The 25,072-nt window shown below is 63.0% G+C and carries 23 protein-coding genes and 1 tRNA gene; 23 read left to right on the top strand and 1 reads right to left on the bottom strand.

Annotated features, from left to right (window positions below; genetic code table 11):
* Positions 1-68 precede the first annotated feature (68 nt).
* On the top strand, positions 69-1,622 hold the full coding sequence (locus BFD71_RS15840) for a 2-isopropylmalate synthase (protein ID WP_069265287.1): 1,554 nt from the start codon (positions 69-71) through the stop codon (positions 1,620-1,622).
* A gap of 111 nt (positions 1,623-1,733) precedes the next feature.
* Here the strand turns inward: BFD71_RS15840 and BFD71_RS15835 are convergent, their stop codons facing one another.
* A complete protein-coding gene (locus tag BFD71_RS15835) occupies positions 1,734-2,285 on the bottom strand; it encodes a hypothetical protein (RefSeq protein ID WP_069265286.1) in 552 nt (183 codons plus the stop codon).
* A gap of 236 nt (positions 2,286-2,521) precedes the next feature.
* Here BFD71_RS15835 and BFD71_RS15830 point away from each other — a divergent pair, with 236 nt between their 5' ends.
* From BFD71_RS15830 to BFD71_RS15725, 22 genes are all read left to right on the top strand, one after another.
* Entirely contained in the window at positions 2,522-3,772 is a 1,251-nt protein-coding gene (locus BFD71_RS15830) for a branched-chain amino acid ABC transporter substrate-binding protein (RefSeq protein WP_370684286.1), read from the top strand.
* A gap of 154 nt (positions 3,773-3,926) precedes the next feature.
* Entirely contained in the window at positions 3,927-4,196 is a 270-nt protein-coding gene (rpsO, locus tag BFD71_RS15825; protein ID WP_042271770.1) for a 30S ribosomal protein S15, read from the top strand.
* 364 nt (positions 4,197-4,560) lie between these two features.
* Positions 4,561-6,708: a polyribonucleotide nucleotidyltransferase gene (pnp, locus tag BFD71_RS15820; RefSeq protein WP_069265284.1), complete on the top strand. Its 2,148-nt coding sequence runs from the start codon at positions 4,561-4,563 to the stop codon at positions 6,706-6,708.
* Positions 6,709-6,853: 145 nt separating this feature from the next.
* Entirely contained in the window at positions 6,854-7,870 is a 1,017-nt protein-coding gene (locus BFD71_RS15815; RefSeq protein WP_069265489.1) for an NAD(P)H-quinone oxidoreductase, read from the top strand.
* 153 nt (positions 7,871-8,023) lie between these two features.
* Positions 8,024-8,806 carry a triose-phosphate isomerase gene (gene tpiA, locus BFD71_RS15810; protein WP_069265283.1) on the top strand — a complete coding sequence of 261 codons (783 nt, stop codon included), beginning with the start codon at positions 8,024-8,026 and terminating at the stop codon, positions 8,804-8,806.
* A gap of 101 nt (positions 8,807-8,907) precedes the next feature.
* Entirely contained in the window at positions 8,908-9,312 is a 405-nt protein-coding gene (secG, locus tag BFD71_RS15805; protein WP_069265282.1) for a preprotein translocase subunit SecG, read from the top strand.
* 110 nt (positions 9,313-9,422) lie between these two features.
* Positions 9,423-9,507: transfer RNA gene (locus BFD71_RS15800), tRNA-Leu, on the top strand.
* 164 nt (positions 9,508-9,671) lie between these two features.
* Positions 9,672-10,031: an NADH-quinone oxidoreductase subunit A gene (locus tag BFD71_RS15795; protein WP_028205678.1), complete on the top strand. Its 360-nt coding sequence runs from the start codon at positions 9,672-9,674 to the stop codon at positions 10,029-10,031.
* A gap of 72 nt (positions 10,032-10,103) precedes the next feature.
* Positions 10,104-10,583, top strand: a complete 480-nt coding sequence (locus tag BFD71_RS15790) for a NuoB/complex I 20 kDa subunit family protein (protein ID WP_027819582.1) — start codon at positions 10,104-10,106, stop codon at positions 10,581-10,583.
* A 22-nt stretch (positions 10,584-10,605) separates the two neighbouring features.
* Complete coding sequence (locus BFD71_RS15785) at positions 10,606-11,211, top strand: NADH-quinone oxidoreductase subunit C (protein WP_069265281.1); 606 nt, start codon at positions 10,606-10,608, stop codon at positions 11,209-11,211.
* 9 nt (positions 11,212-11,220) lie between these two features.
* Complete coding sequence (locus BFD71_RS15780) at positions 11,221-12,474, top strand: NADH-quinone oxidoreductase subunit D (RefSeq protein ID WP_069265280.1); 1,254 nt, start codon at positions 11,221-11,223, stop codon at positions 12,472-12,474.
* A 129-nt stretch (positions 12,475-12,603) separates the two neighbouring features.
* Positions 12,604-13,089 carry an NADH-quinone oxidoreductase subunit NuoE gene (gene nuoE / locus BFD71_RS15775; protein WP_069265279.1) on the top strand — a complete coding sequence of 162 codons (486 nt, stop codon included), beginning with the start codon at positions 12,604-12,606 and terminating at the stop codon, positions 13,087-13,089.
* Positions 13,086-14,414 (top strand): NADH-quinone oxidoreductase subunit NuoF, encoded by a 1,329-nt coding sequence (nuoF, locus tag BFD71_RS15770; RefSeq protein ID WP_069265278.1) that lies wholly within the window; start codon positions 13,086-13,088, stop codon positions 14,412-14,414. Before nuoE ends, nuoF begins: the two co-directional genes overlap by 4 nt.
* 121 nt (positions 14,415-14,535) lie before the next feature.
* On the top strand, positions 14,536-16,869 hold the full coding sequence (gene nuoG / locus BFD71_RS15765) for an NADH-quinone oxidoreductase subunit NuoG (protein ID WP_069265277.1): 2,334 nt from the start codon (positions 14,536-14,538) through the stop codon (positions 16,867-16,869).
* Complete coding sequence (gene nuoH / locus BFD71_RS15760; RefSeq protein WP_069265276.1) at positions 16,870-17,934, top strand: NADH-quinone oxidoreductase subunit NuoH; 1,065 nt, start codon at positions 16,870-16,872, stop codon at positions 17,932-17,934.
* Between the two features lie 15 nt (positions 17,935-17,949).
* On the top strand, positions 17,950-18,438 hold the full coding sequence (gene nuoI / locus BFD71_RS15755) for an NADH-quinone oxidoreductase subunit NuoI (protein ID WP_069265275.1): 489 nt from the start codon (positions 17,950-17,952) through the stop codon (positions 18,436-18,438).
* Between the two features lie 175 nt (positions 18,439-18,613).
* Positions 18,614-19,309: an NADH-quinone oxidoreductase subunit J gene (locus BFD71_RS15750; RefSeq protein WP_069265274.1), complete on the top strand. Its 696-nt coding sequence runs from the start codon at positions 18,614-18,616 to the stop codon at positions 19,307-19,309.
* A gap of 17 nt (positions 19,310-19,326) precedes the next feature.
* Positions 19,327-19,632 (top strand): NADH-quinone oxidoreductase subunit NuoK, encoded by a 306-nt coding sequence (nuoK, locus tag BFD71_RS15745; RefSeq protein ID WP_006052894.1) that lies wholly within the window; start codon positions 19,327-19,329, stop codon positions 19,630-19,632.
* A gap of 14 nt (positions 19,633-19,646) precedes the next feature.
* A complete protein-coding gene (gene nuoL / locus BFD71_RS15740; RefSeq protein WP_069265273.1) occupies positions 19,647-21,692 on the top strand; it encodes an NADH-quinone oxidoreductase subunit L in 2,046 nt (681 codons plus the stop codon).
* Between the two features lie 23 nt (positions 21,693-21,715).
* Positions 21,716-23,215: an NADH-quinone oxidoreductase subunit M gene (locus BFD71_RS15735; protein ID WP_069265272.1), complete on the top strand. Its 1,500-nt coding sequence runs from the start codon at positions 21,716-21,718 to the stop codon at positions 23,213-23,215.
* Between the two features lie 25 nt (positions 23,216-23,240).
* Complete coding sequence (gene nuoN / locus BFD71_RS15730) at positions 23,241-24,713, top strand: NADH-quinone oxidoreductase subunit NuoN (RefSeq protein ID WP_069265271.1); 1,473 nt, start codon at positions 23,241-23,243, stop codon at positions 24,711-24,713.
* Positions 24,713-25,015 (top strand): DUF2818 family protein, encoded by a 303-nt coding sequence (locus BFD71_RS15725; RefSeq protein ID WP_028205666.1) that lies wholly within the window; start codon positions 24,713-24,715, stop codon positions 25,013-25,015. The genes nuoN and BFD71_RS15725 overlap by 1 nt, the downstream gene beginning before the upstream one ends.
* Positions 25,016-25,072: the final 57 nt, after the last annotated feature.

Raw genomic sequence — 25,072 nt, 5'->3', positions numbered from 1 at the left:
TCGCCATCGGTGGCGCGAACACCCAAAATCCGTTTTAGACATTGAACAAGTCCCCCTGGAGACCCGAAATGGCAGCAGACAAGCTCATCATCTTCGATACGACGTTGCGTGACGGCGAGCAGTCGCCCGGTGCGTCGATGACGAAGGAAGAGAAAATCCGCATCGCGAAGCAACTCGAGCGCATGAAGGTCGACATCATCGAAGCCGGCTTCGCGGCCAGCTCGAACGGCGACTTCGACGCGATCCACACGATCGCCGGCATGGTGAAAGACAGCACGATCTGTTCGCTCGCCCGCGCGAACGACAAGGACATCCAGCGCGCCGCCGACGCGCTCAAGCCCGCCGACCACTTCCGTATCCACACGTTCATCGCCACCTCGGCGCTGCACATGGAGAAGAAGCTGCGCATGTCGCCCGAGCAGGTGCTCGAGCAGGCGAAGCTCGCGGTGCGCTTCGCGCGCAAGTTCACGAACGACGTGGAGTTCTCGCCCGAAGACGGCAGCCGCTCGGACATGGACTTCCTGTGCCGCGTGCTCGAAGCCGTGATCAACGAAGGCGCGACCACGATCAATATCGCCGATACGGTCGGCTACGGCGTTCCCGAGCTGTACGGCAACCTCGTGAAGACGCTGCGCGAGCGCATTCCGAACTCGGACAAGGCCGTGTTCTCGGTGCACTGTCACAACGACCTCGGCATGGCCGTGGCGAATTCGCTGGCCGGCGTGCAGATCGGCGGCGCGCGCCAGGTGGAGTGCACGATCAACGGTCTCGGCGAGCGCGCGGGCAACACCTCGCTCGAAGAAATCGTGATGGCCGTGAAGACGCGCAAGGACTACTTCGGTCTCGATCTCGGCATCGACACCACGCAGATCGTGCCGGCTTCGAAGCTCGTTTCGCAGATCACCGGTTTCGTGGTGCAGCCGAACAAGGCCGTGGTCGGCGCCAACGCCTTCGCGCACGCCTCGGGCATCCACCAGGACGGCGTGCTCAAGGCGCGCGACACCTACGAGATCATGCGCGCGGAAGACGTGGGCTGGAGCGCGAACAAGATCGTGCTCGGCAAGCTCTCGGGCCGCAACGCATTCAAGCAGCGCCTGCAGGAACTGGGCATCCAGCTCGACAGCGAAGGCGAACTGAACAACGCATTCGCACGCTTCAAGGAACTGGCGGACCGCAAGGCCGAAATCTTCGACGAAGACATCATCGCGATCGTCACGGAAGAGTCGGCCCAGGCGCAGGATCAGGAGCACTTCAAGTTCATCTCGCTCGCGCAGCACTCGGAAACGGGTGAGCGTCCGCACGCACGCGTCGTGTTCTCGGCCGACGGCAAGGAAGTGACCGGCGAAGCCGCGGGCAACGGCCCGGTGGACGCTACGCTCAACGCGATCGAAACCGAAGTGGGCAGCGGCTCGGAGCTTTTGCTGTACTCGGTGAACGCGATCACGACGGGCACCCAGGCGCAGGGCGAAGTGACGGTGCGTCTCTCGAAGGCCGGCCGCATCGTCAATGGCGTGGGCACCGATCCGGATATCGTCGCCGCTTCGGCGAAGGCCTATATTTCGGCGCTCAACAAGCTCTACTCGGGCGACAAGGTCAATCCGCAGCGCTCCGAAGCGGTGTGAGTGGTGGCGAGGCATCTTGCCTCGCATCGCACAGCCGATGAAAAACCCCCGGCTCGCAAGAGCGCGGGGGTTTTGTTTTTTGCGGCGCCGGGGCCGCTGCGGCCAAAGCAATCAGAACAGGCTGCGGCGATCCGGATCGTGCAGCGGATCGGGTGTCTTCTGCGTGAGCCGCAGAATGCCCTGGTCGTCGAAGTAGAAGCTGTAGAGCATGTACCAGACGTTGTCTTCGAGGTAGCGGTAGGTCCACGCTTCCTTCTTCATCAGCGGGAAGTAGGAGGTTTCGACCGGGCGGCCGAAGTTCACGAGCACGTCGCTGCGCGTCCATTTGCCGATTTCCGCGCGATAGAACTCGTTGGGCTGCAGCACCTGGCGCACGTTCACGACGCGGCCGCTGGCGTCGATGTCGGCGGCCGTGGTGACTTCGCCCATCGGCTGGGTCGGCCACATCAGGCGCTTGCCGCCGTCGGGCAGGTCGTAGGTTTCAGCCGGCGGGCCGAAGCGGGCGATCACGGACTGCGCGTCGTCGCCTGCATGGAATTGTTGCCACGGCTGGGCGCAGCCGGCGAGCGCGAGTGCGCCCACGCCCGCGAGGAGCCCGAGACGCAAGCGGCGCGAGGCGAAGCGCACGGGTGTTGCGAGCGAGGTTGAGAGGCGCGTGAACATGATGTCCCCCGATGGCAAGGTTTCAATGACCGCCGTGAATGTGGAACCCTTATTTTGACACGGCGCGAGACGCTCGCGGGGCGGCCCCGTCCGGCAGGCGGTGGATCGCGGCCTTGCCGTCGCCCCGCCTTGCGGCCTATGATCCGCGCTTCGAATGACAATCGGGCTGGCATCAAACAATGAGAGTAAAGCGCATGACGGCACGCATGACGCGTGCGGCCGCGATCATGGTCGCCATGACGGCGCTGGCGGCAGGCCTTGGGGCCACAGCCGGCGCACAGGCGGATGAGGCGCCGACCGGCAAGCCGATCCAGCTCGCGCTCATCGAGGGCATGTCCGGCCCCTTCGCGGACGCGGGCGCGGCCGTCGAGCGCAATCTGCGCTTCGGCGTGGAGCGCGTCAATGCGCGCGGCGGCGTCGTGCTGCGTGACGGGGCGCATCCGCTCGAACTGGTGACGCTCGACAGCAAGGGCAGCCCCGAGGCGGCGCTCGTGCAGTTGCGCATGGCGCAGGACCGCCACATCGGCTACGTCATGCAGGGCAACAGCTCGGCGGTGGCGGCGGCGCTCGAGTCGGCGGTCGATCGCCAGGCTACGCGCGATCCGGAGAACCGCGAGCTCTTCCTCAACTATTCCGCCGACGACCCCGCGCTCACCAACGCGAATTGCAGCTTCTGGCATTTCCGCTTCGACGCGCACGCGGGCATGCGCATGGACGCGCTCGCGGACGTAATCGCCGCGGACAAGTCGGTGAAGAAGGTCTATCTGCTCAACCAGGACTACAGCTTCGGTCACGACGTCAGCACGCTCGCGCGCGCGGCGCTCGCGAAGGACCGTCCGGACATCGCCGTCGTCGGCGACGAGTTTCACCCCATCGGCCGCGTGAAGGACTTTGCGCCTTACATCGCCAAGATTCGCGCAGCGGGCGCCGACGCCGTCATCACCGGAAACTGGGGCAACGACCTCACGCTGCTCGTGAAGGCCGCGCGCGAGCAGGGCCTCGACGCGAAGTTCTACACGTTCTACGGCAATAGCCTGGGCGCGCCGGCGGCGCTGGGCGACGCGGGCGTGAAGCGCGTGATCGCGGTAGCCGACTGGCATCCGAACGTGAACGGCGCCGCCTCCGACGCGTGGTACAAGGCGTTCCGCGCGCGCTATCCGGCCGCGAAGGACGACTACCCGGTGCTGCGCATGTCGATGATGGTGGAGATGCTCGCGCAGGCCATGACGAAGGCAGGCACGGCCGACCCCGCTACGGCCGCGAAGGCGCTGGAAGGCATGCGCTTCGACAATGGCTTTCACCCCATGTGGATGCGCGCCGACGACCACCAGGTGATTCAGCCCCTTTACGTCATGGAGATGGACAAGCAGGGTACGCCCGGTGTGCGCAACGACAACGAGGGTTCCGGCTACGGCTTTCGCACAGTGCTGGCGCTGCCCGCGGAGAAGACCGTGCCCGCCACGGTCTGCCAGATGAAGCGGCCTTGACAGCGCCCCTTACAAGCGGTTTCGCGGCAAATCGGGGCTGTGCTACAATACGCCCCTTGTCGCGAACCTGCGGCAAGACAATCACGCAGTCAGAATCAAGCCACGGCACGGCCTTTCTTCCGTGACCGCTCGTTTGTTTTAAAGGAAAAGCAAAATGTCCGTAGCAGATATCAAGAAGTCCGACGTCGTCGCGCAATTCGCGCGCGGCACCAATGACACGGGTTCGCCCGAAGTCCAGGTTGCGCTCCTGACGTCGCGTATCAACGAACTGACCTCGCACTTCAAGTCGCACGCGAAGGATCACCACAGCCGCCGCGGTCTGCTGCGCATGGTGAGCCGCCGCCGCAAGCTGCTCGACTACCTGAAGGGCAAGGACGCTGACCGTTACCGCGCGCTGATCGAGAAGCTGGGTCTGCGTAAGTAATCGGAAGGTCTTCCGCAAAGATGCCTGTGTCAGTTCCACTGATGCAGGCATTTTGTTTTTGAACGGTGCGCTTCATGCGGCTTTTCAAGCTGTTTTGATGCGATAAACACCGGTCCGTAACACAAGGCAACACCACGTAGCACCAGCAGTACAAGCAGCAGGGCCGGGCCTCGGGGCAGAGCTTTGTGTCATTCCAGCAGATCGTACGCGGCGATGCGTCACAGCCGCATTGCAACCGTTTTGCAACCTCGCGATCCGCTGGAATGGCATAACACTCCTCTTCCTGCGCGGTGTCGGAGCCTGTCTTGCCGCATCGTCCGCGTGTGCGGGCGGCGCATAACAAATGAGTAAGGAGTGAGTGACCATGACCATGTTCAATAAAGTCGTGAAAGAGTTCAAATGGGGCCAGCACAACGTGCGCCTCGAAACGGGTGAGATCGCCCGTCAGGCAAGCGGCGCCGTCATCGTCGACGTCGAAGACACCGTCGTGCTCGCGACCGTCGTCGGCGCGAAGACCGCCAAGCCGGGTCAGGACTTCTTCCCGCTCACCGTCGATTACATCGAAAAGACCTATTCGGCCGGCAAGATCCCGGGCGGCTTCTTCCGCCGCGAAGGCCGTCCGTCGGAAGGCGAAACGCTGATCTCGCGCCTGATCGACCGTCCGCTGCGCCCGCTTTTCCCGGAAGGCTATTACAACGAAGTCCAGGTCGTGATCCACGTCCTGTCGATCAACCCGGAAGTCCCGGCTGACATCCCCGCGCTGATCGGCGCGTCGGCTGCGCTGGCGATCTCGGGTCTGCCGTTCAACGGCCCGGTGGGCGCCGCACGCGTGGCCTACATCAACAACGAGTACGTGCTCAACCCGACGCGCGCCCAGATCAAGGAATCGCGCCTCGACCTCGTCGTGGCCGGTACCGAGCGCGCCGTGCTGATGGTGGAATCGGAAGCCGACCAGCTGCCGGAAGACGTGATGCTCGGCGCGGTCGTGTTCGGCCACGAGCAGATGCAAACGGCCATCGACGCGATCCACGAACTGGTGCGTGACGGCGGCAAGCCCGAGTGGGACTGGACGCCGGCGCCGAAGGACGAAGCGCTCATCGCACGCGTCACGGCCATCGCCAACGACAACCTGCTCGCCGCGTACCAACTGCGCGACAAGCAGCAGCGTTCGGCCAAGCTGAAGGAAGTCTACGCAGCGACGTCGGCCAAGCTCGAAGAAGAAGCGGCTGCGGCCGGCACGACGGCGGCCGACAAGGCCACGGTCGGCAACATCGTGTTCGACCTCGAAGCGAAGATCGTCCGCTCGCAGATCCTGAACGGCGAGCCGCGTATCGACGGCCGCGACACGCGCACGGTGCGCCCGATCGAGATCCGCACGGGCGTGCTGCCGCGCACCCACGGTTCGGCGCTCTTCACGCGCGGCGAAACGCAGGCGCTGGTCGTCGCGACGCTCGGCACCAAGGGCGACGAGCAGATCATCGACGCGCTCGAAGGCGAGTACCGCGACCGCTTCATGCTCCACTACAACATGCCCCCGTTCGCGACCGGCGAAACGGGCCGTGTCGGCTCGCCCAAGCGCCGTGAAATCGGCCACGGCCGTCTCGCCAAGCGCGCGCTGGTCGCATGCCTGCCGAGCGCCGAAGAGTTCGGCTACTCGATCCGCGTCGTTTCGGAAATCACCGAGTCGAACGGTTCGTCGTCGATGGCTTCGGTGTGCGGCGGCTGCCTCGCGCTGATGGACGCCGGCGTGCCGATGAAGGCGCACGTCGCCGGCATCGCGATGGGCCTGATCCTCGAAGGCAACAAGTTCGCCGTGCTGACCGACATCCTCGGCGACGAAGATCACCTCGGCGACATGGACTTCAAGGTTGCGGGAACGGAAGCTGGCGTGACCGCGCTGCAAATGGACATCAAGATCCAGGGCATCACCAAGGAAATCATGCAGGTCGCCCTCGCGCAGGCGAAGGAAGGCCGCATGCACATCCTCGGCAAGATGACCTCGGCCGTGTCGGGTGTGAACACCGAACTGTCGGCGTACGCTCCGCGCATGATCACGATCAAGATCAACCCGGAAAAGATCCGCGACGTGATCGGCAAGGGCGGTTCGGTGATCCGCGCGCTGACGGAAGAAACGGGCACGACCATCGATATCTCCGACGACGGCGTCGTGACCATCGCTTCGACGTCGAGCGAAGGCATGGCCGAAGCGAAGAAGCGCATCGAAAACATCACGGCCGAAATCGAAGTGGGCCAGGTGTACGAAGGCGCGGTCCTCAAGCTGCTGGACTTCGGCGCGATCGTGAACCTGCTGCCCGGCAAGGATGGTCTGCTGCATATCTCCGAGATCGCCAACGAGCGTATCAAGGACATCAACGACTATCTGAAGGAAGGCCAGGTCGTGAAGGTCAAGGTCATCCAGACGGACGAGAAGGGCCGCGTGCGCCTGTCCGCCAAGGCGCTGCTCAACGAGCAAGCGAATGGCGGCGCACCGCAAGGCGAGCCGCAGCAGTAAAGCGGTAAGCTCCAACGGCCGGCAGCGTGCAAAACGCGCCGGCCGTTTTTTATGACAATGAGGGTGAATGGCAGTGCGCATGCGTCAATCCTGTCGCGTGCGCAGCGCCATCCAGACGGGGCGCGAAGCGCTGAGGAGACGCGAGATGAAGGCAGTCGAGATTACGGAATTCGGTGCGCCGGACGTGCTCAAGCTGGCGGAACGGCCAACTCCCGAGCCGAAGGCCGGCGAAGTGCTGATCAAGGTGAGCGCCTCGGGCGTGAACCGTCCCGACGTGTTCCAGCGCAAGGGCTCGTATGCACCGCCGCCGGGCATTTCCGATCTGCCGGGACTCGAGGTGGCGGGCGAGATCGTCGGTGGCTCGATCGACGAGAAGACCAATCCGTTCGGCCTGAAGATCGGTGATCGCGTGTGCGCGCTGATCGCGGGCGGCGGTTACGCCGAATATGCGGTCGCGCCGCTCGGGCAATGCCTGCCGGTGCCGCAGGGGCTCACCGATGTCGAGGCGGCTTCGCTGCCCGAAACGTTCTTCACAGTCTGGAGCAACGTATTCCAGCGCGCCTACCTGGGCCAGGGCGAGGGCGGCGAGAACGAGACGCTGCTCGTGCAGGGCGGCTCGAGCGGCATCGGCGTGACGGCGATCCAGATCGCGCATGCCCTCGGCTTTCGCATATTCGCCACCGCGGGCTCGGACGACAAGTGCCGCGCTTGTGAAGCGCTCGGCGCCGACCGCGCCATCAACTACCGCACCAGCGATTTCGTGGAGGTCGTGAAGGCGCTCACGAACGACCGCGGCGTGGACGTGATTCTCGACATGGTGGCCGGCGGCTACGTGGCGCGCGAGCTGTCCGCGCTGGCGACCGGCGGACGCATCGTGCTCATCGCGACGCTCGGCGGCTCCAAGGCCGAACTCAACATGGGCGAGATCCTGCGCCGCCGGCTCACGGTGACCGGTTCGACGCTGCGTGCGCGATCCGTCGAGTTCAAGGCCCGGATCGCTCAGGAGCTCAAGGCGAAGGTCTGGCCCCTCATCGAAGAGGGTCGCATCAAACCCGTCGTGTTTCGCGTATTTCCCGCCGCACAGGCCGCTGAGGCCCATGCGTTGATGGAAAGCAGCGAGCATATCGGCAAGATCATGCTCGACTGGAGGAGCGCGGCGTGAGCGCGCGTCGGCAGGAGCGATCCGCTCCTGCTTGATTTTTCGGGATTTTTTTCGCGTATTTTTTGTGCATCCCGGGCGGGGCGGTTTGACCCGTCTGGTTTTCACGCAGTAAAATTATGTGTTTTGCGTCCGCTTTTAACCGCAACCGGAACAATGACGAAACAACGATCGAAGCTCGTAGTCGGTAACTGGAAGATGCATGGCCGCCTCGCGGCCAATGCGGCACTGCTGGAAGGCGTTGCACGCGGCGCGCAGGCGCTGCCCCAGGACGTGCACGTGGGTGTGTGCGTGCCGTTCGCGTATCTCGCGCAGGCGCAGGCACTGCTCGGCGGCAGCCGGGTTCAGTGGGGCGCACAGGACGTTTCGGCGCACGAGCAGGGCGCCTATACGGGCGAAGTCGCGGCAGGCATGGTTGCCGACTTCGAGGCCACGTTTGCGATCGTTGGTCACTCGGAACGCCGCGCTTACCACGGCGAAAGTTCCGAATGCGTCGCTGTGAAGGCGCAGCGCGCGCTTGCGGCGGGCCTCACGCCCATCGTCTGCGTGGGTGAAACGCTCGAAGAACGCGAGTCGGGCGCGACCGAGCGCGTGGTCGGCGCACAGATCGACGCCGTGCTGGCCGCGCTGTCGGTCGAAGAGGCCGCGCGTATCGTCGTCGCTTACGAGCCGGTCTGGGCGATCGGCACGGGCAAGAGCGCGAGCTCGGAGCAGGCTCAGCAGGTGCATGCGTTCCTGCGTGCCCGCCTCGCGGCCAAGGGCGCGCAAGTCGCGGACGTGCCGCTGCTCTACGGCGGCAGCGTGAAGCCGGAAAATGCGGCGGAGCTATTCCGTCAGGCCGACATCGACGGCGGCCTGATCGGCGGTGCGTCGCTGAAAGAGGGTGATTTCCTCGCGATCTGCGTGGCCGCTGCGGCGGGCGCCAGCATCGCGAGCTAAAGGCTTGCGCACGAAGCATTCGAACTAAAACGCGTCGTGCGGGCTGCTTATGCGTCTGCTCCGGGAGGGGTGGACGTTCAACCAGGACTCAGGTGAGTGTGATGCTGTATTTGAAAACGTTGATTATCGTCGTCCAGCTTCTGTCGGCGCTCGGGGTGATCGGCCTCGTCTTGCTGCAGCACGGCAAAGGCGCGGACATGGGCGCCGCATTCGGCAGCGGCGCGTCGGGCAGCCTGTTCGGCGCGAGCGGTTCCGCGAACTTCCTTTCGCGCACTACGGCAGTTCTCGCAACGGTGTTTTTCTGCTCCACCCTTGCGTTAACTTACCTGGGGTCGTATCATGCGAAGCCTTCGGCGGGCGTGCTTGGCGCTTCGGTTCCAGCCCCGGTCGTAGCCTCGGCGCCGGCTGCTTCGGCGCCGGTTGCACCTGCTCCTGGCGCATCCGCTCCGGCGGCGGCTTCGCCGGCTGCAGCAGCCTCGCAACCCGGCAACGACGTTCCGAAATAAGTTCGAAAAACCTGTTTTGTGCGTTGAACAACGAACGGAAACAAGTTAGAATTTAAGTCTTGAAGCGATTCGCGGGTTGCAAGATTTTGTTGTCCCGGATTGCATGTAGTGCCGACGTGGTGAAATTGGTAGACACGCTATCTTGAGGGGGTAGTGGCGAAAGCTGTGCGAGTTCGAGTCTCGCCGTCGGCACCAATGTTATCTAAAAAATGCCAGCCGCTTGCTTCAGCTTCGGCTGGCATTTTTGCTTCTTACGTCGTGTTCGTCTTCTGTTCGCAGCGCGAAGTACGTGAAGTGATTCCCGCGGAGCGATGCAAGTTCCAGCGGAACCTCAGAACCAACCGATATAGAGGATAGCCTTGAACCTCGCTGCCTATTTCCCCGTCCTTCTGTTCCTCCTCGTGGGTGTTGGTCTGGGCATAGCGCTAGTGACAATCGGCAAGGTCCTCGGTCCCAACCGGCCAGACAGCGAAAAAAATTCGCCGTACGAGTGCGGCTTCGAAGCCTTCGAAGACGCCCGAATGAAGTTCGACGTACGCTACTACCTGGTCGCCATCCTTTTCATCATCTTCGACCTCGAAACGGCGTTCCTGTTTCCGTGGGGTGTGGCCCTGCGCGACATCGGCTGGCCGGGCTTCCTGTCGATGATGCTGTTTCTGCTCGAATTCCTGCTGGGCTTTGCCTACATCTGGAAGAAGGGTGGTCTCGACTGGGAATAATGGGTTAATCGCCGGATTGCATGGGCGGCACTGCGGGGAAACTGTGGGCTGTCCGTCTGGAGTGGAAAGCACATGAGTATCGAAGGGGTCTTGAAGGAAGGGTTTGTCACCACTACGGCTGACAAGCTGATCAACTGGACGCGCACTGGCTCGCTGTGGCCGATGACGTTCGGTCTGGCGTGTTGCGCGGTCGAGATGATGCACGCGGGCGCGGCCCGTTATGACCTTGACCGTTTCGGCGTAGTGTTTCGTCCGAGCCCGCGTCAGTCGGACGTCATGATCGTCGCCGGCACGCTCTGCAACAAGATGGCGCCGGCGCTGCGCAAGGTCTACGACCAGATGGCCGAGCCGCGCTGGGTCATTTCGATGGGGTCGTGCGCCAACGGCGGCGGCTACTACCACTATTCGTATTCGGTCGTGCGCGGTTGTGATCGCATCGTGCCGGTCGACGTCTATGTGCCGGGATGCCCGCCGACAGCGGAAGCCCTGGTCTACGGGGTGATCCAGTTGCAGGCGAAGATTCGCCGCACCAGCACCATCGCCCGTCAATAAAGGCCGCGAGCCTCCCCACAATATGGCAAGCAAACTCGAGACCCTGAAAGCGAACCTCGAAGCGGCCCTCGGCGCGCGCATCGTCAGCCTCACCGAGGCGCTCGGCGAGCTGACGCTGGTCGTCAAGGCGGGCGAGTCCCTCGCGGTGGCCAAGGAGCTGCGCGACAATCCCTCGCTGCGCTTCGAGCAACTGGTCGACCTGTGCGGTGTCGACTACCAGACCTTCGGCGACGGCGCCTGGGAAGGCCCGCGCTTCGCCGCGGTGTCGCATCTGCTGTCGCTCGCGAACAACTGGCGCGTGCGCCTGCGCGTGTTCGCGCCGGACGACGAAGTGCCTATCGTGCCCTCGCTCGTCGAGATCTGGAATTCGGCCAACTGGTACGAGCGCGAGGCGTTCGACCTGTTCGGCATCGTCTTCGAAGGCCACCCCGACCTGCGCCGCATCCTGACCGACTACGGTTTCATCGGCCATCCGTTCCGCAAGGACTTCCCGGTTTCGGGCTATGTCGAAATGCGTTACGACCCGGAGCAGAAGCGCGTGGTCTACCAGCCCGTCACGATCGAGCCGCGCGAGATCACGCCGCGTGTGATCCGCGAAGATCGCTACGGCGGTCTGAAGAAACACTAAGAGGGTCGCATGTCAGAGATCAAGAACTACACGCTCAACTTCGGCCCGCAGCACCCGGCAGCGCACGGTGTGCTGCGCCTCGTGCTCGAGCTCGATGGCGAAGTGATCCAGCGCGCCGATCCGCACATCGGCCTGCTGCATCGCGCGACCGAAAAGCTCGCCGAGAGCAAGACGTTCATTCAGTCGGTGCCGTACATGGACCGTCTCGACTACGTGTCGATGATGGTCAACGAGCACGGCTATGTGCTCGCCATCGAAAAGCTGCTCGGCATTGACGTGCCGATCCGCGCGAAGTACATCCGCGTGCTGTTCGACGAAGTCACGCGCGTGCTGAACCACCTCATGTGGATCGGCTCGCACGCGCTCGACGTCGGCGCGATGGCGGTGTTCCTCTACGCGTTCCGCGAGCGCGAAGACCTGATGGACGTCTACGAGGCGGTCTCGGGCGCGCGCATGCACGCGGCTTACTACCGTCCGGGCGGCGTGTATCGCGATCTGCCTGACGCAATGCCGCAATACAAGGCGTCGAAGATCCACAACGAGAAGGCGCTCGCCCGCATGAACGAGGCGCGCCAGGGCTCGGTGCTGGACTTCATCGACGACTTCTTCACGCGCTTCCCCGGTTGCGTCGACGAGTACGAAACGCTCCTCACCGACAACCGTATCTGGAAGCAGCGTCTGGTCGGCATCGGCGTGGTGAGCCCCGAGCGCGCCATGCAGCTTGGTCTCACGGGCGCGATGCTGCGCGGTTCGGGCATCGAATGGGATCTGCGCAAGAAGCAGCCGTACGAAGTCTACGACCAGATGGACTTCGACATTCCGGTGGGCGTGAACGGCGACTGCTACGACCGCTATCTCGTGCGCGTCGAGGAAATGCGTCAGTCCACCCGCATTGCGAAACAGTGCATTGAGTGGCTGCGCAAGAATCCGGGCCCCGTGATGATCGACAATCACAAGGTTGCGCCGCCCTCGCGCGTGAACATGAAGTCGAACATGGAAGAGCTGATTCACCACTTCAAGCTCTTCACGGAAGGCTTCCACGTGCCCGAAGGCGAGGCGTACGCTGCCGTCGAACATCCGAAGGGTGAATTCGGCATCTACCTGGTGTCAGATGGCGCGAACAAGCCGTATCGTCTGAAGATCCGTGCGCCGGGCTATGCCCACCTGTCCGCGCTCGATGAAATGGCGCGCGGCCACATGATTGCCGACGCGGTCACGATCATCGGCACGCAGGACATCGTGTTCGGTGAAATCGACCGCTAGGGCGGCGCGCAGTAAGGTACGCCCGGTCCCGGGCGCACGCAGCATGGAACGCCACGTCTGCCGCAGCGAATGTATGAGAACGCGCGGCAGGTTTTCGTTCGGTAGGAATTGAAAGAGTCGTGTCTGAAAATGATCTCAGCTGAAGGCCTGAAAGAAATCGATCGCGCGTTGACGAAGTACCCCGCCGATCAACGACAGTCCGCCGTGATGGCGGCTTTGGCCGTTGCTCAGGAAGAGCATGGCTGGCTGTCTCCCGAAATCATGCAGTTCGTGGCCGACTACATCGGCATGCCGCCTGTCGCGGTCCAGGAAGTGGCCACGTTCTACACGATGTTCGAGACCACGCCGGTCGGCAAGCACAAGATCACGCTCTGCACGAATCTGCCGTGCCAGCTCGGCCCGGAAGGCGGCTCGGAGAGCGCCGCCGAATACCTGAAGCAGAAGCTCGGAATCGACTTCGGCGAAACCACGCCCGACGGCAAGTTCACCTTGAAAGAAGGTGAATGCATGGGCGCGTGCGGCGATGCACCGGTGATGCTCGTGAACAATCACCGCATGTGCAGCTTCATGAGCCGCGAGAAGATCGACCAGCTGCTCGAGGAGCTTTCGAAATGACTTCGTTGCACGACCGTCACATCAAACCGCTGATTCTCGCGGGCCTCAATGGCGAGAACTGGCATCTCGAAGACTATGTCGCGCGCGGCGGCTACAAACAGCTGCGCCGTATTCTCGAAGAAAAGATTCCGCCCGAGCAGGTGATCGCCGACGTGAAGGCGAGCGGTCTGCGCGGGCGCGGCGGCGCGGGCTTCCCGACCGGCCTGAAGTGGAGCTTCATGCCGCGTCAGTTCCCGGGGCAGAAGTATCTCGTCTGCAACTCGGACGAGGGCGAGCCTGGCACGTTCAAGGACCGCGACATCCTGCGCTGGAATCCGCATAGCGTGATCGAAGGCATGGCCGTCGGCGCGTACGCGATGGGCATCACCGTGGGCTACAACTACATCCACGGCGAGATTTTCGAGGTATACCGCCGCTTCGAGGCTGCGCTGGAAGAAGCGCGCCAGGCGGGCTACCTCGGCGACAACATTCTCGGCACGGACTTCTCGTTCCAGCTGCACGCGCACCATGGCTATGGCGCGTACATCTGCGGCGAGGAAACCGCGCTGCTCGAGTCGCTCGAAGGCAAGAAGGGCCAGCCGCGCTTCAAGCCGCCGTTCCCGGCGAGCTTCGGCGTGTACGGCAAGCCGACCACGATCAACAACACCGAGACCTTCGCAGCCGTCCCGTTCCTGTTGACCGTCGGTCCGCAGACGTACATGGAACTCGGCAAGCCGAACAACGGCGGCACGAAGATCTTCTCGATCTCGGGCGACGTGGAGCGTCCGGGCAACTACGAGATCCCGCTCGGCACCCCGTTCGCGAAGCTCATGGAACTGGCCGGCGGCGTGCGCGGCGGCAAGAAGCTGAAGGCCGTGATTCCGGGCGGCTCGTCGGCGCCGGTCATTCCGGGCGACCTGATGATGCAGACGGACATGGACTATGACTCCATCGCCAAGCAGGGCTCGATGCTCGGCTCGGGCGCCGTCATCGTCATGGACGAAACGCGCTGCATGGTGCGCTCGCTGCTGCGCCTCTCGTACTTCTATTACGAAGAGTCGTGCGGCCAGTGCACGCCGTGCCGCGAAGGCACGGGCTGGCTGTATCGCGTGGTGAACCGTATCGAGCACGGCGAAGGCCGCCAGGAAGACCTGGATCTGCTGAACTCGGTGGCGGGCAACATCATGGGCCGCACGATCTGCGCGCTCGGCGACGCGGCGGCCATGCCGGTGCGCGGCATGCTCAAGCATTACTGGGACGAATTCGAATATCACGTGCACAACAAGCGTTGTCTGGTCGGCGGTCATGCCGGCTCGCACGCGGCCTCGGAGACGGTGGCCGCCTGACAGGCGAAGAGACAGCATGTTGTGCGCGAACCGCGTAGCACGACGCAACGACGCAACGGCGCAGTGACGGGGAATGCCGCTGTGAAATTGAGCGGTAACAGGTTAGGGACGATTAACCATCATGGTTGAACTTGAAATAGACGGCAAGAAGGTGCAGGTGCCCGAGGGCAGCATGGTGATCCAGGCTGCTCAGCGCGTGGACACGTACATCCCGCACTTCTGCTATCACAAGAAGCTCTCCATCGCGGCCAACTGCCGGATGTGTCTCGTCGATGTCGAGAAGATGCCGAAGGCCGTGCCCGCATGCGCGACGCCGGTGTCGCAAGGCATGGTCGTGCGCACCATGTCGGACAAGGCCGTGCAGGGTCAGCAAGCCGTGATGGAATTCCTGCTGATCAACCACCCGCTCGACTGCCCGATCTGCGATCAGGGCGGCGAATGCCAGCTTCAGGATCTGGCCGTCGGTTACGGCAAGTCCGCCTCGCGCTACAGCGAAGAAAAGCGCGTGGTGTTCCACAAGAACGTCGGTCCGCTCATCTCGATGGAAGAGATGTCGCGCTGCATTCACTGCACGCGCTGCGTGCGCTTCGGCGACGAAATCGCCGGCGTGATGGAGCTCGGCATGCTCGGCCGCGGCGAGCATTCGGAAATCACCTCGTTCGTCGGCAAGACGGTCGACTCGGAACTCTCGGGCAACATGATCGACCTGTGCCCGGTCGGCGCGCTCACGAGCAAGCCGTTCCGCTTCTCGGCGCGGACGTGGGAACTGTCGCGCCGCAAGTCGGTGAGCCCGCACGACGCAACGGGTGCGAACCTCGTCGTGCAGGTGAAGAACAACCGCGTGATGCGCGTGCTGCCGTTCGAGAACGAATCCATCAACGAATGCTGGATCTCGGACAAGGACCGCTTCTCGTACGAAGGCCTGAACAGCGAAGACCGCCTCACGCGCCCGATGATCAAGCAGGGCGGCGAGTGGATCGAGACCGACTGGCAGACCGCGCTCGAATACGTCGTGAAGGGCATCAAGGGCATTTGCGACGAGCATGGCGAGAACCAGCTCGCGCTGCTCGCGAGCCCGCACAGCACCCTCGAAGAACTCTATCTCGCGAAGCAGTTCGCGGACGCGATCGGCACGCCGAACGTCGACTTCCGTCTGCGCCAGAGCGACTTCTCGGCGCCGCTCGAAGGCGCGCCGTGGCTCGGCACGAAGATCGCCGAACTCTCGTATGCCGACTCGGCATTCGTGATCGGTTCGTTCCTGCGCCGCGACCACGCGCTGTTCGCAGCGCGTCTGCGCCAGGCAGCGAAGGGCGGTGCACAGGTCAGCTTCCTGCAGGCCACCGCTGACGGCTCGCTGATCCCGAACGCGCAGCGCATCGTCGCCGCGCCCTCGGCATGGCTGGACGAACTCGCTTCGATCGCAGCGGCTGTCGCTGAAGCGAAGGGCGTTGCGGTGCCGGAAGGTTTCGCGGGCGCACAGGCCACGCAAGCCGCGAAGCAGGTTGCCGCGTCGCTTGCGAATGGCGAGCGCCGCTACGTGCTGCTCGGCAACGCCGCGGTCCAGCATCCGGAATTCTCGCGCCTGCACGCCGCCGCGCAGTTCATCGCCGAAACGACGGGCGCGACGCTTGGCTTCCTCACGGAAGCGGCCAACACGGTCGGCGCGCATATCGCCGGCGCACTGCCGGGCCGCGACGGCCTGAACGCACGCGAAGCGTTCGAGCAGCCGCGCAAGGGCTATCTGCTCCTGAACGTCGAGCCGGAATTCGATACGGCCAACCCGGCCGCCGCGCGCGCCGCGCTTGCGCAGGCCGAAATGGTCGCCGTGTTCTCGCCGTACAAGACGGGCCTCGACTACGCGGACGTACTGCTGCCCATCGCGCCGTACACGGAAACGTCGGGCACCTTCATCAACGCAGAAGGGACGTCGCAGACCTTCAACGGCGTCGTGCGCCCGCTCGGCGACACGCGTCCGGCATGGAAGGTCCTGCGCGTGCTCGGCACGCTGCTGGGCGCCAAGGGTTTCGAATACGACACCGCCGAAGAAGTGCGCCGCAAGGCGATGGGCGACGGCAGCTTCGAAGGCCGTCTGTCGAACAAGGCCGGCGCCACGATTGCACGCGGCAGCCTCGCGAAGGCCGCGGAAGGCCGCTTCGAGCGTATCGCCGACGTGCCGATCTACCACGCCGATCAAATCGTGCGCCGCGGCGAAGCGCTGCAGCTCACCATGGCTGCCCGCGTGGCGAACGCGATCGGCCTGCCGGCGGCATACTTCGACCAGCTCGGCCTGAAGGAAGGCGACGCCGTGCGCGTGCGCCAGGGCGAGCTGTCGGTGACGGCGCCTGCAACGCGCGATGCGAATCTTGCGCCGACAGTCGTGCGTGTGTCGGCGGCGACGCCGGCCGGTGCGCAACTCGGCAGCCTGTTCGGTGAACTGCTGGTGGAGAAGGCGTAAATGAGCTTGTTCGATACGATCAATGCAGGCGGCAGCCAGCTGCTCGGCGTGGCATGGCCCACCGTCTGGGCGCTGGTGCGCATTCTCGTCGTCGCGGTGGTGATCCTGCTGTGCGTGGCGTACCTGATCCTCTGGGAGCGCAAGCTGATCGGCTGGATGCACGTGCGTCTCGGCCCGAACCGCGTGGGCCCGGCAGGTCTCTTGCAGCCGATCGCCGACGTGCTGAAGCTGCTGCTCAAGGAAGTGATTCAGCCTGCGCAGGCAAGCCGCTGGATCTACATGGTCGCGCCGATCATGGTGGTGGTGCCGGCCTTCGCGGTCTGGGCGGTGATTCCGTTCCAGGCGGGCGCGGTGCTCGGCGATATCAACGCGGGCCTGCTCTACGCGATGGCGATCTCGTCGATCGGCGTGTACGGCGTAATTCTGGCGGGCTGGGCGTCGAACTCGAAGTACGCGTTTCTCGGCGCCATGCGCGCCGCGGCGCAGATGGTTTCATACGAGATTTCGATGGGCTTCGCGCTCGTCGTCGTACTGATGGTGTCGGGCAGCCTGAACCTCTCGGTGATCGTCGAAGGCCAGATGCGCGGTATGTTCGCAAACTGGGGCATTACGTTCCTCTCGTGGAACTGGCTGCCGCTGCTGCCGATGTTCGTCGTCTACTTCATCTCGGGCATCGCCGAAACGAACCGCCACCCGTTCGACGTGGTGGAAGGGGAGTCGGAAATCGTCGCGGGTCACATGATCGATTACTCGGGTATGGCGTTCGCGCTGTTCTTCCTCGCCGAGTACATCAACATGATCGTGATCTCGGCGCTCGCCTCGGTGCTGTTCCTCGGCGGCTGGAGCGCCCCGTTCGCATTCCTCGACTTCATCCCGGGCGTGCTCTGGCTGGTGCTGAAGGTCTTCTGCCTGCTGTCGGTCTTCATCTGGGCCCGCGCGACGTTCCCGCGCTATCGCTATGACCAGATCATGCGTCTCGGCTGGAAGGTGTTCATTCCGGTGTGCATCGTGTGGCTGATCGTGGTCGGCTTCTGGTACATGTCGCCGTTGAGCATCTGGAAATAAGGGGCGAACACAACCATGAACGCTATCCAAAACTTCTTCAAGACGTTTTTCCTGACCGAGCTGCTCAAGGGGCTCGCGCTGACGGGTCGTTACACCTTCAAGCGCAAGTTCACCGTGCAGTTCCCGGAAGAAAAGACGCCTATCTCGCCGCGTTTTCGGGGTTTGCACGCGCTGCGCCGCTATGAAAATGGCGAAGAGCGCTGCATCGCGTGCAAGCTGTGCGAGGCCGTGTGCCCCGCGCTCGCGATCACGATCGAATCGGAAGTGCGCGAGGACAACACGCGCCGCACGACGCGTTACGACATCGATCTGACCAAGTGCATCTTCTGCGGTTTCTGCGAAGAGAGCTGCCCGGTCGACTCGATCGTCGAAACGCACATTCTCGAGTATCACGGCGAGAAGCGCGGCGATCTCTATTTCACGAAGGATATGCTGCTGGCCGTTGGCGATCGCTATGAAGCGCAGATCGCGGCGAACAAGGCAGCGGATGCACCGTACCGTTGATCTTTCAGTTTGACGCTGCATCGGCCCGCGGTTCGGGCCGGCTGTGGGGAACGCGTGTGCCGAACGCCCGCGCGATACCGCAGCCTGACCGCCGCGGCGCGACGCTCACTGGTCTGGCCGCCAGTCTGCGCCGCGCAATCCGCTTCACGAAGGCCTCAACGATGAACCAGTAATCATGGAATTCACGACCGTCCTGTTCTACATCTTCGCGCTGCTGCTCACGCTGTCAGGGCTGAAGGTGATCACTTCGCGCAATCCTGTCGCGTCTGCGCTCTTCCTCGTGCTCGCGTTCTTCAACGCGGCCGCGATCTGGATGCTGCTCGAGGCCGAATTCCTCGCGATCCTGCTGGTGCTCGTCTACGTGGGCGCGGTGATGGTGCTGTTCCTGTTCGTGGTGATGATGCTGGACATCAACATCGACGTGCTGAGCCGCGACTTCAAGCGCTTCATCCCGGTGGCGACCATCGTGGGCGCGATCATCGTGGTCGAAACCGCGCTGATCCTGTGGCACGGCTTCGGCGCGACGAGCGCGCCGGTGCCCGATACCACGCCGGCTGCCGCCGCCGCGATCTCGAACGCACACCTGATCGGCAAGATCATCTACACCGACTACATCTTCGCCTTCGAAGTCGCCGGCCTCGTGCTGCTGGTGGCGATCGTCGCGGCCATCGCGCTCACGGTGCGCGAGCCGAAGGACTCGAAGCGTCAGGACGTATCGAAGCAGGTCAACGTGCGTCGTCAGGACCGCGTGCGCCTCGTGAAGATGCAGGCCGTCGTGGAAGTGCCGGAGCCCGCGGAACCGGCGCAAGCCGAAGCCGGGGCTGCGCCCGCGGCGGGCGCCGCGCCGGCCGCACCGGCAACGAAGAGCTAAGCGCGAAGGAGCGAACCATGCTGACACTGGCCCATTACCTCGTCCTCGGCGCGATCCTTTTTGCGATCTCGATCGTCGGAATCTTTTTGAATCGGCGCAACGTCATCATCATCCTGATGGCGATTGAGCTGATGCTGTTAGCGGTGAACACGAACTTTGTCGCGTTCTCGCATTACCTCGGTGACGTTCACGGACAGATTTTCGTGTTCTTCGTGCTTACAGTTGCGGCGGCGGAAGCTGCAATTGGTCTGGCTATTCTTGTGACCCTGTTCCGCAGCCTCGACACGATCAATGTCGAGGATCTCGATCAGCTCAAAGGCTAAGGCAGGCTGACTTTATGGCAACGACTCTCAACGAAACTCTTCTGCTGGCGATCCCGCTGGCTCCTCTCGCCGGTTCCCTGATTGCCGGTCTCTTTGGCAAAACGATCGGGCGCGCGGGCGCGCATACGGTGACCATTCTCGGCGTCGCGATTGCGTTCGTGCTGTCGTGCATCACGCTCTTCGACGTGATGGGCGGCGCGAGCTTCAACGCGACGGTCTACGAATGGATGTCGGTTGGCAGCCTGAAGTTCGAAGTCGGCTTCCTCATCGACTCGCTGACTGCGCTCATGATGGTCGTCGTGACCTTCGTGTCGCTGATGGTGCACATCTACACGATCGGCTACATGGCGGAAGAAGAGGGCTACGAGCGCTTCTTCTCGTACATCGCGCTCTTCACGTTCTCGATGCTGATGCTCGTGATGAGCAACAACTTCCTGCAGCTGTTCTTCGGCTGGGAAGCAGTCGGTCTCGTCTCGTACCTGCTGATCGGCTTCTACTTCAAGCGTGAAAGCGCGATCTACGCGAACATGAAGGCGTTCCTCGTGAACCGCGTGGGCGACTTCGGCTTCCTGCTCGGTATTGGCCTGTTGCTCGCGTTCGGCGGCTCGCTGAACTACAACGACATCTTCGCGAAGGGTCATGAAATCGCCGCGCTGACGTTCCCGGGCACCTCGTGGAACCTGCTCACCGTTGCGTGTATCTGCCTCTTCATCGGCGCGATGGGTAAGTCGGCGCAGTTCCCGCTGCACGTCTGGCTCCCGGACTCGATGGAAGGCCCGACGCCGATCTCCGCGCTGATTCACGCGGCAACCATGGTGACGGCCGGTATCTTCATGGTCGCGCGCATGTCGCCGCTGTTCGAACTCTCGGAAGCCGCACTGTCGTTCATCGTCGTGATCGGCGCCATTACCGCGCTCTTCATGGGCTTCCTCGGCGTGGTCCAGAACGACATCAAGCGTGTGGTGGCTTACTCCACGCTCTCGCAGCTCGGCTACATGACGGTGGCGCTCGGCGTGTCGGCTTATCCGGTGGCGATCTTCCACCTGATGACCCACGCGTTCTTCAAGGCGCTGCTGTTCCTCGGCGCGGGCTCGGTCATCATCGGCATGCACCACGATCAGGACATGCGCAACATGGGCGGCCTGCGCAAGTACATGCCCATCACGTGGATCACGTCGCTCATCGGTTCGCTCGCGCTGATCGGCACGCCGTTCTTCTCGGGCTTCTACTCGAAGGATTCGATCATCGATGCCGTGAAGCTCTCGCACCTGCCGGGTTCGGGCTTCGCGTACTTCGCGGTGGTCGCGAGCGTGTTCGTCACGGCGCTCTATTCGTTCCGCATGTACTTCCTCGTGTTCCACGGTGAAGAGCGCTTCCGCGGTCCGAAGCATCCGGAATCGCCGATGGCGATCGAAGCAGCCCACGGTCATGGCGATCATGGCCACGACGAACACCACGTGCACGTGCCGCACGAGTCGCCGTGGGTCATCTGGGTGCCGCTCGTTCTGCTCGCGATTCCCTCGGTGATCGCCGGTGCGTTCGCGATCCAGCCGCTGCTCTTCGGTGACTTCTTCTCGCATGGCGTGGCGTTCCAGAACGTCATCTTCGTTGGCGAGAACCACGAAGCGCTCGCGGAGATGGGCAAGGAATTCCAGGGCTGGGCCGCGATGGGCGCGCATGCGTTCTCGGGTCTGCCGGTGTGGCTCGCACTCGCGGGTGTGGTGGTGGCGTGGTTCTTCTACATGAAGCGCCCGGAACTGCCGGCCGTCGTGTCGCGCACTTTCTCGCCGGTCTACAAGCTGCTGGCAAACGCGTATTACCTCGACAAGATCAACGAAATTGTCTTCGCTCGCGGAGCCGTCGCGATCGGTCGCGGTCTGTGGAAGGAGGGCGATGTCGTCGTGATCGACGGCGTCGTAAACGGGAGCGCCAAGTTTATCGGCTGGTTTGCAACTGTCATTCGTTTCCTGCAATCCGGCTATATCTACCACTACGCATTTGCCATGATCATTGGCATGCTTGGCCTCCTTACCCTGTTTGTAACGCTCGGCGGCAAATAAGGCAAAATAAGGCGAGGAAACGCATGCACGCAACTCCGATTCTCAGTATTGCGATATGGATGCCGATCGTATTCGGCATCATCGTTCTTGTAGTGGGTTCCCGTCGGAACCCGAGTGCGGACCGCTGGCTCGCACTCATTGGTTCGGTGCTTAGTTTCCTCGTCACCCTTCCGCTCGTTGCGGGCTTCGATACGAGCACGGCTTCCCTGCAGTTCGAGGAGAAGGCGGTCTGGATCGAGCGGTTCAATATTGCGTATCACCTGGGCGTCGACGGCATCGCGATGTGGTTCGTCGTGCTGACGGCACTCATCACCGTGATCGTCGTGATCGCGGGCTGGCAGGTCATCACGAAGAACGTCGCGCAGTATTACGCGTCGTTCCTCATCCTGTCGGGCATCATGATCGGCGTTTTCTGCGCCGCCGACGGTCTGCTGTTCTACGTGTTCTTCGAAGCCACGCTCATTCCGATGTACATCATCATCGGTGTGTGGGGCGGCCCGAACCGCGTGTATGCAGCATTCAAGTTCTTTCTTTACACGCTGGCCGGCTCGCTGCTCATGCTGGTCGCGTTGCTGTACCTGTACCGCATTACCGGGACCTTCGACCTCGCCACCTGGCAGGCCGCGAAGATCGCCATGACGCCGCAAATCCTGCTGTTCATCGCGTTCTTCTTCGCGTTCGCGGTCAAGGTGCCGATGTGGCCGGTCCACACGTGGTTGCCGGACGCGCACGTCGAAGCGCCCACGGGCGGCTCGGTCGTGCTGGCCGCGATCATGCTCAAGCTCGGTGCGTACGGTTTCCTGCGTTTCTCGCTGCCGGTCACGCCGGACGCGAGCCACTACCTGGCGCCGGTCATCATCACGCTGTCCCTGATCGCTGTGATTTACATCGGCCTCGTGGCGATGGTGCAGGCGGACATGAAGAAGCTGGTCGCGTACTCGTCGATTGCCCACATGGGCTTCGTCACGCTCGGCTTCTTTATGTTCGGCGAATCGAGCCAGCTCGCGATGGAAGGCGGGATCATCCAGATGATCTCGCACGGTTTCGTCTCGGGCGCCATGTTCCTGTGCATCGGCGTGCTGTATGACCGCATGCACACACGCGATATCGCGGATTACGGCGGTGTGGTCAACACCATGCCGAAGTTCGCGGCGCTGGTCATGCTGTTCGCGATGGCCAACTGCGGTCTGCCGGGCACCTCGGGATTCGTCGGCGAATTCATGGTGATTCTGGCGGCCGTGAAGTACAACTTCTGGATCGCATTCGGGGCGGCGTTCACGCTGATCCTGGGCGCGGCCTATACGTTGTGGATGTACAAGCGGGTGTATTTCGGCGCCGTTGCGAATGACCATGTTCGCGAGCTGAAGGACATTAACGGTCGCGAATACTTCATTCTCGGAGTACTCGCACTGTTTACGCTTTTCATGGGCGTCTACCCGAAGCCCTTTACCGATGTGATGCACGTTTCCGTGGAAAACCTCCTCTCCCACGTCGCAGTGTCGAAACTGCCGCTGTCACAGTAATACCCGAGCGGAGGAACAAAAGATCATGCCAAACGCCCCTATGTACGCTCTGCTGCCCGACGGCCTGGTGATGACCGGCCTCGTCGTCGCGTGGCTCAACGACACGTTCACCGGACCTGAAGGCCGGCGCACGACCTACTTCATCGCGCTGCTGACCACGGTCATAGCCGGTATCTGGTTCGCGGTGGACGCGTTCGATCCGCACGTGTACTACTACTTCACGCGCATGTACGTGGTCGATCCGTTCGCGAGCGCCATGAAGGCGGTGGTCACGCTCGGCTACGCCGTGTCGATCGTGTACTCGCGCAAGTACCTCGAAGACCGCGACATGTTCCGGGGCGAGTTCTTCCTGCTTGGCCTGTTCTCGCTGCTCGGCCAGCTCACGATGATCTCGGGCAACAACTTCCTCACGCTGTACCTCGGCCTCGAGCTGATGTCGCTCTCGCTCTACGCGGTCATCGCACTGCGCCGTAACGCGGCACAGTCGAACGAAGCGGCCATGAAGTACTACGTGCTGGGTGCGCTCGCTTCGGGCTTCCTGCTCTACGGCATCTCGATGCTGTACGGCGCGACCGGCTCGCTCGAGCTGAACGAAGTGTTCAAGGCCGTGGCTTCGGGCCACATCAACGATATCGTCCTGCTGTTCGGCGTGGTGTTCATCGTCGCCGGCGTGGCGTTCAAGATGGGTGCGGTGCCGTTCCACATGTGGGTGCCCGACGTCTATCAAGGCGCGCCTACGGCCATGACGCTGCTGACCGGCGGCGGCCCGAAGGTCGCGGCATTCGCCTGGGCCGTGCGCTTCCTGGTGATGGGCCTGCTGCCGCTGGCAGTGGACTGGCAGGAGATGCTGATCATCCTCGCGGCACTCTCGATGATCGTCGGCAACATCACGGGTATCGTCCAGCGCAACATCAAGCGCATGCTCGCGTACTCGGCCATCTCGAACATGGGCTTCGTGCTGCTCGGCCTGCTCGCCGGCATCGTCGACAACAAGGCGACGGGCGCGGCCAGCGCATACAGCTCGGCCATGTTCTACAGCATCGTCTATCTGATCACGACGCTCGGCGCGTTCGGCATCGTCATGCTGCTGTCCCGCCGCGATTTCGAAGCGGAAACGATCGACGACTTCAAGGGCCTGAACCAGCGCAACCCGGTGTTCGCGTTCGTGATGATGCTCATGATGTTCTCGCTCGCCGGCATTCCGCCGACCGTCGGCTTCTACGCGAAGCTCGCCGTGCTCGAAGCGACCATGAACGCGGGCCTCACGTGGCTTGCCGTGCTCGCCGTGGTTACGTCGCTGTTCGGCGCGTTCTACTACCTGCGTATCGTCAAGCTGATGTACTTCGACGCACCGCAGGACGAAGCACCGATCGAGAGCCACGCATTGAACCGCGGGCTGCTCACGCTCAACGGCGTGGCGGTGCTCTTGCTGGGCATCATTCCTGGCCCGCTGATGTCAATCTGCCTGCAGGCTGTCACGCATACGCTGCCGCTCTGATGTCAGCAGCGGGCTGGTTCATCGTGCTGTTGGCGCTCGCGGGCGCCAACCTGCCGTTCCTCAACCAGCGATTGTTCGGCGTGGTGCCGCTTCGCGCACCGAAGAAGAGTGCGTGGATTCGCATCGCTGAAATGATCGTGTTGTACTTTGTGGTCGGTACGTTCGGCTTCCTGCTGGAGGCGCGCGCCGGCAATCGTTTTGACCAGGGCTGGCAGTTCTACGCGATCACCTTCAGTCTTTTTGTCGTGTTCGCGTTTCCCGGCTTCACCTGGCAATATCTCGTCAAACGCCGCCCGGCGTGACGCGCGTGGCCGGCCCGCGGCCGGCACGCGCGGTGCGACCCGCAGTCCGGCCGCAGT

Source organism: Paraburkholderia nodosa, assembly GCF_001718195.1.
GTDB lineage: Bacteria > Pseudomonadota > Gammaproteobacteria > Burkholderiales > Burkholderiaceae > Paraburkholderia > Paraburkholderia nodosa_A.
Note: the sequence above shows the minus strand (reverse complement) of the source record. Positions and strands in the feature narration are given on the sequence as shown.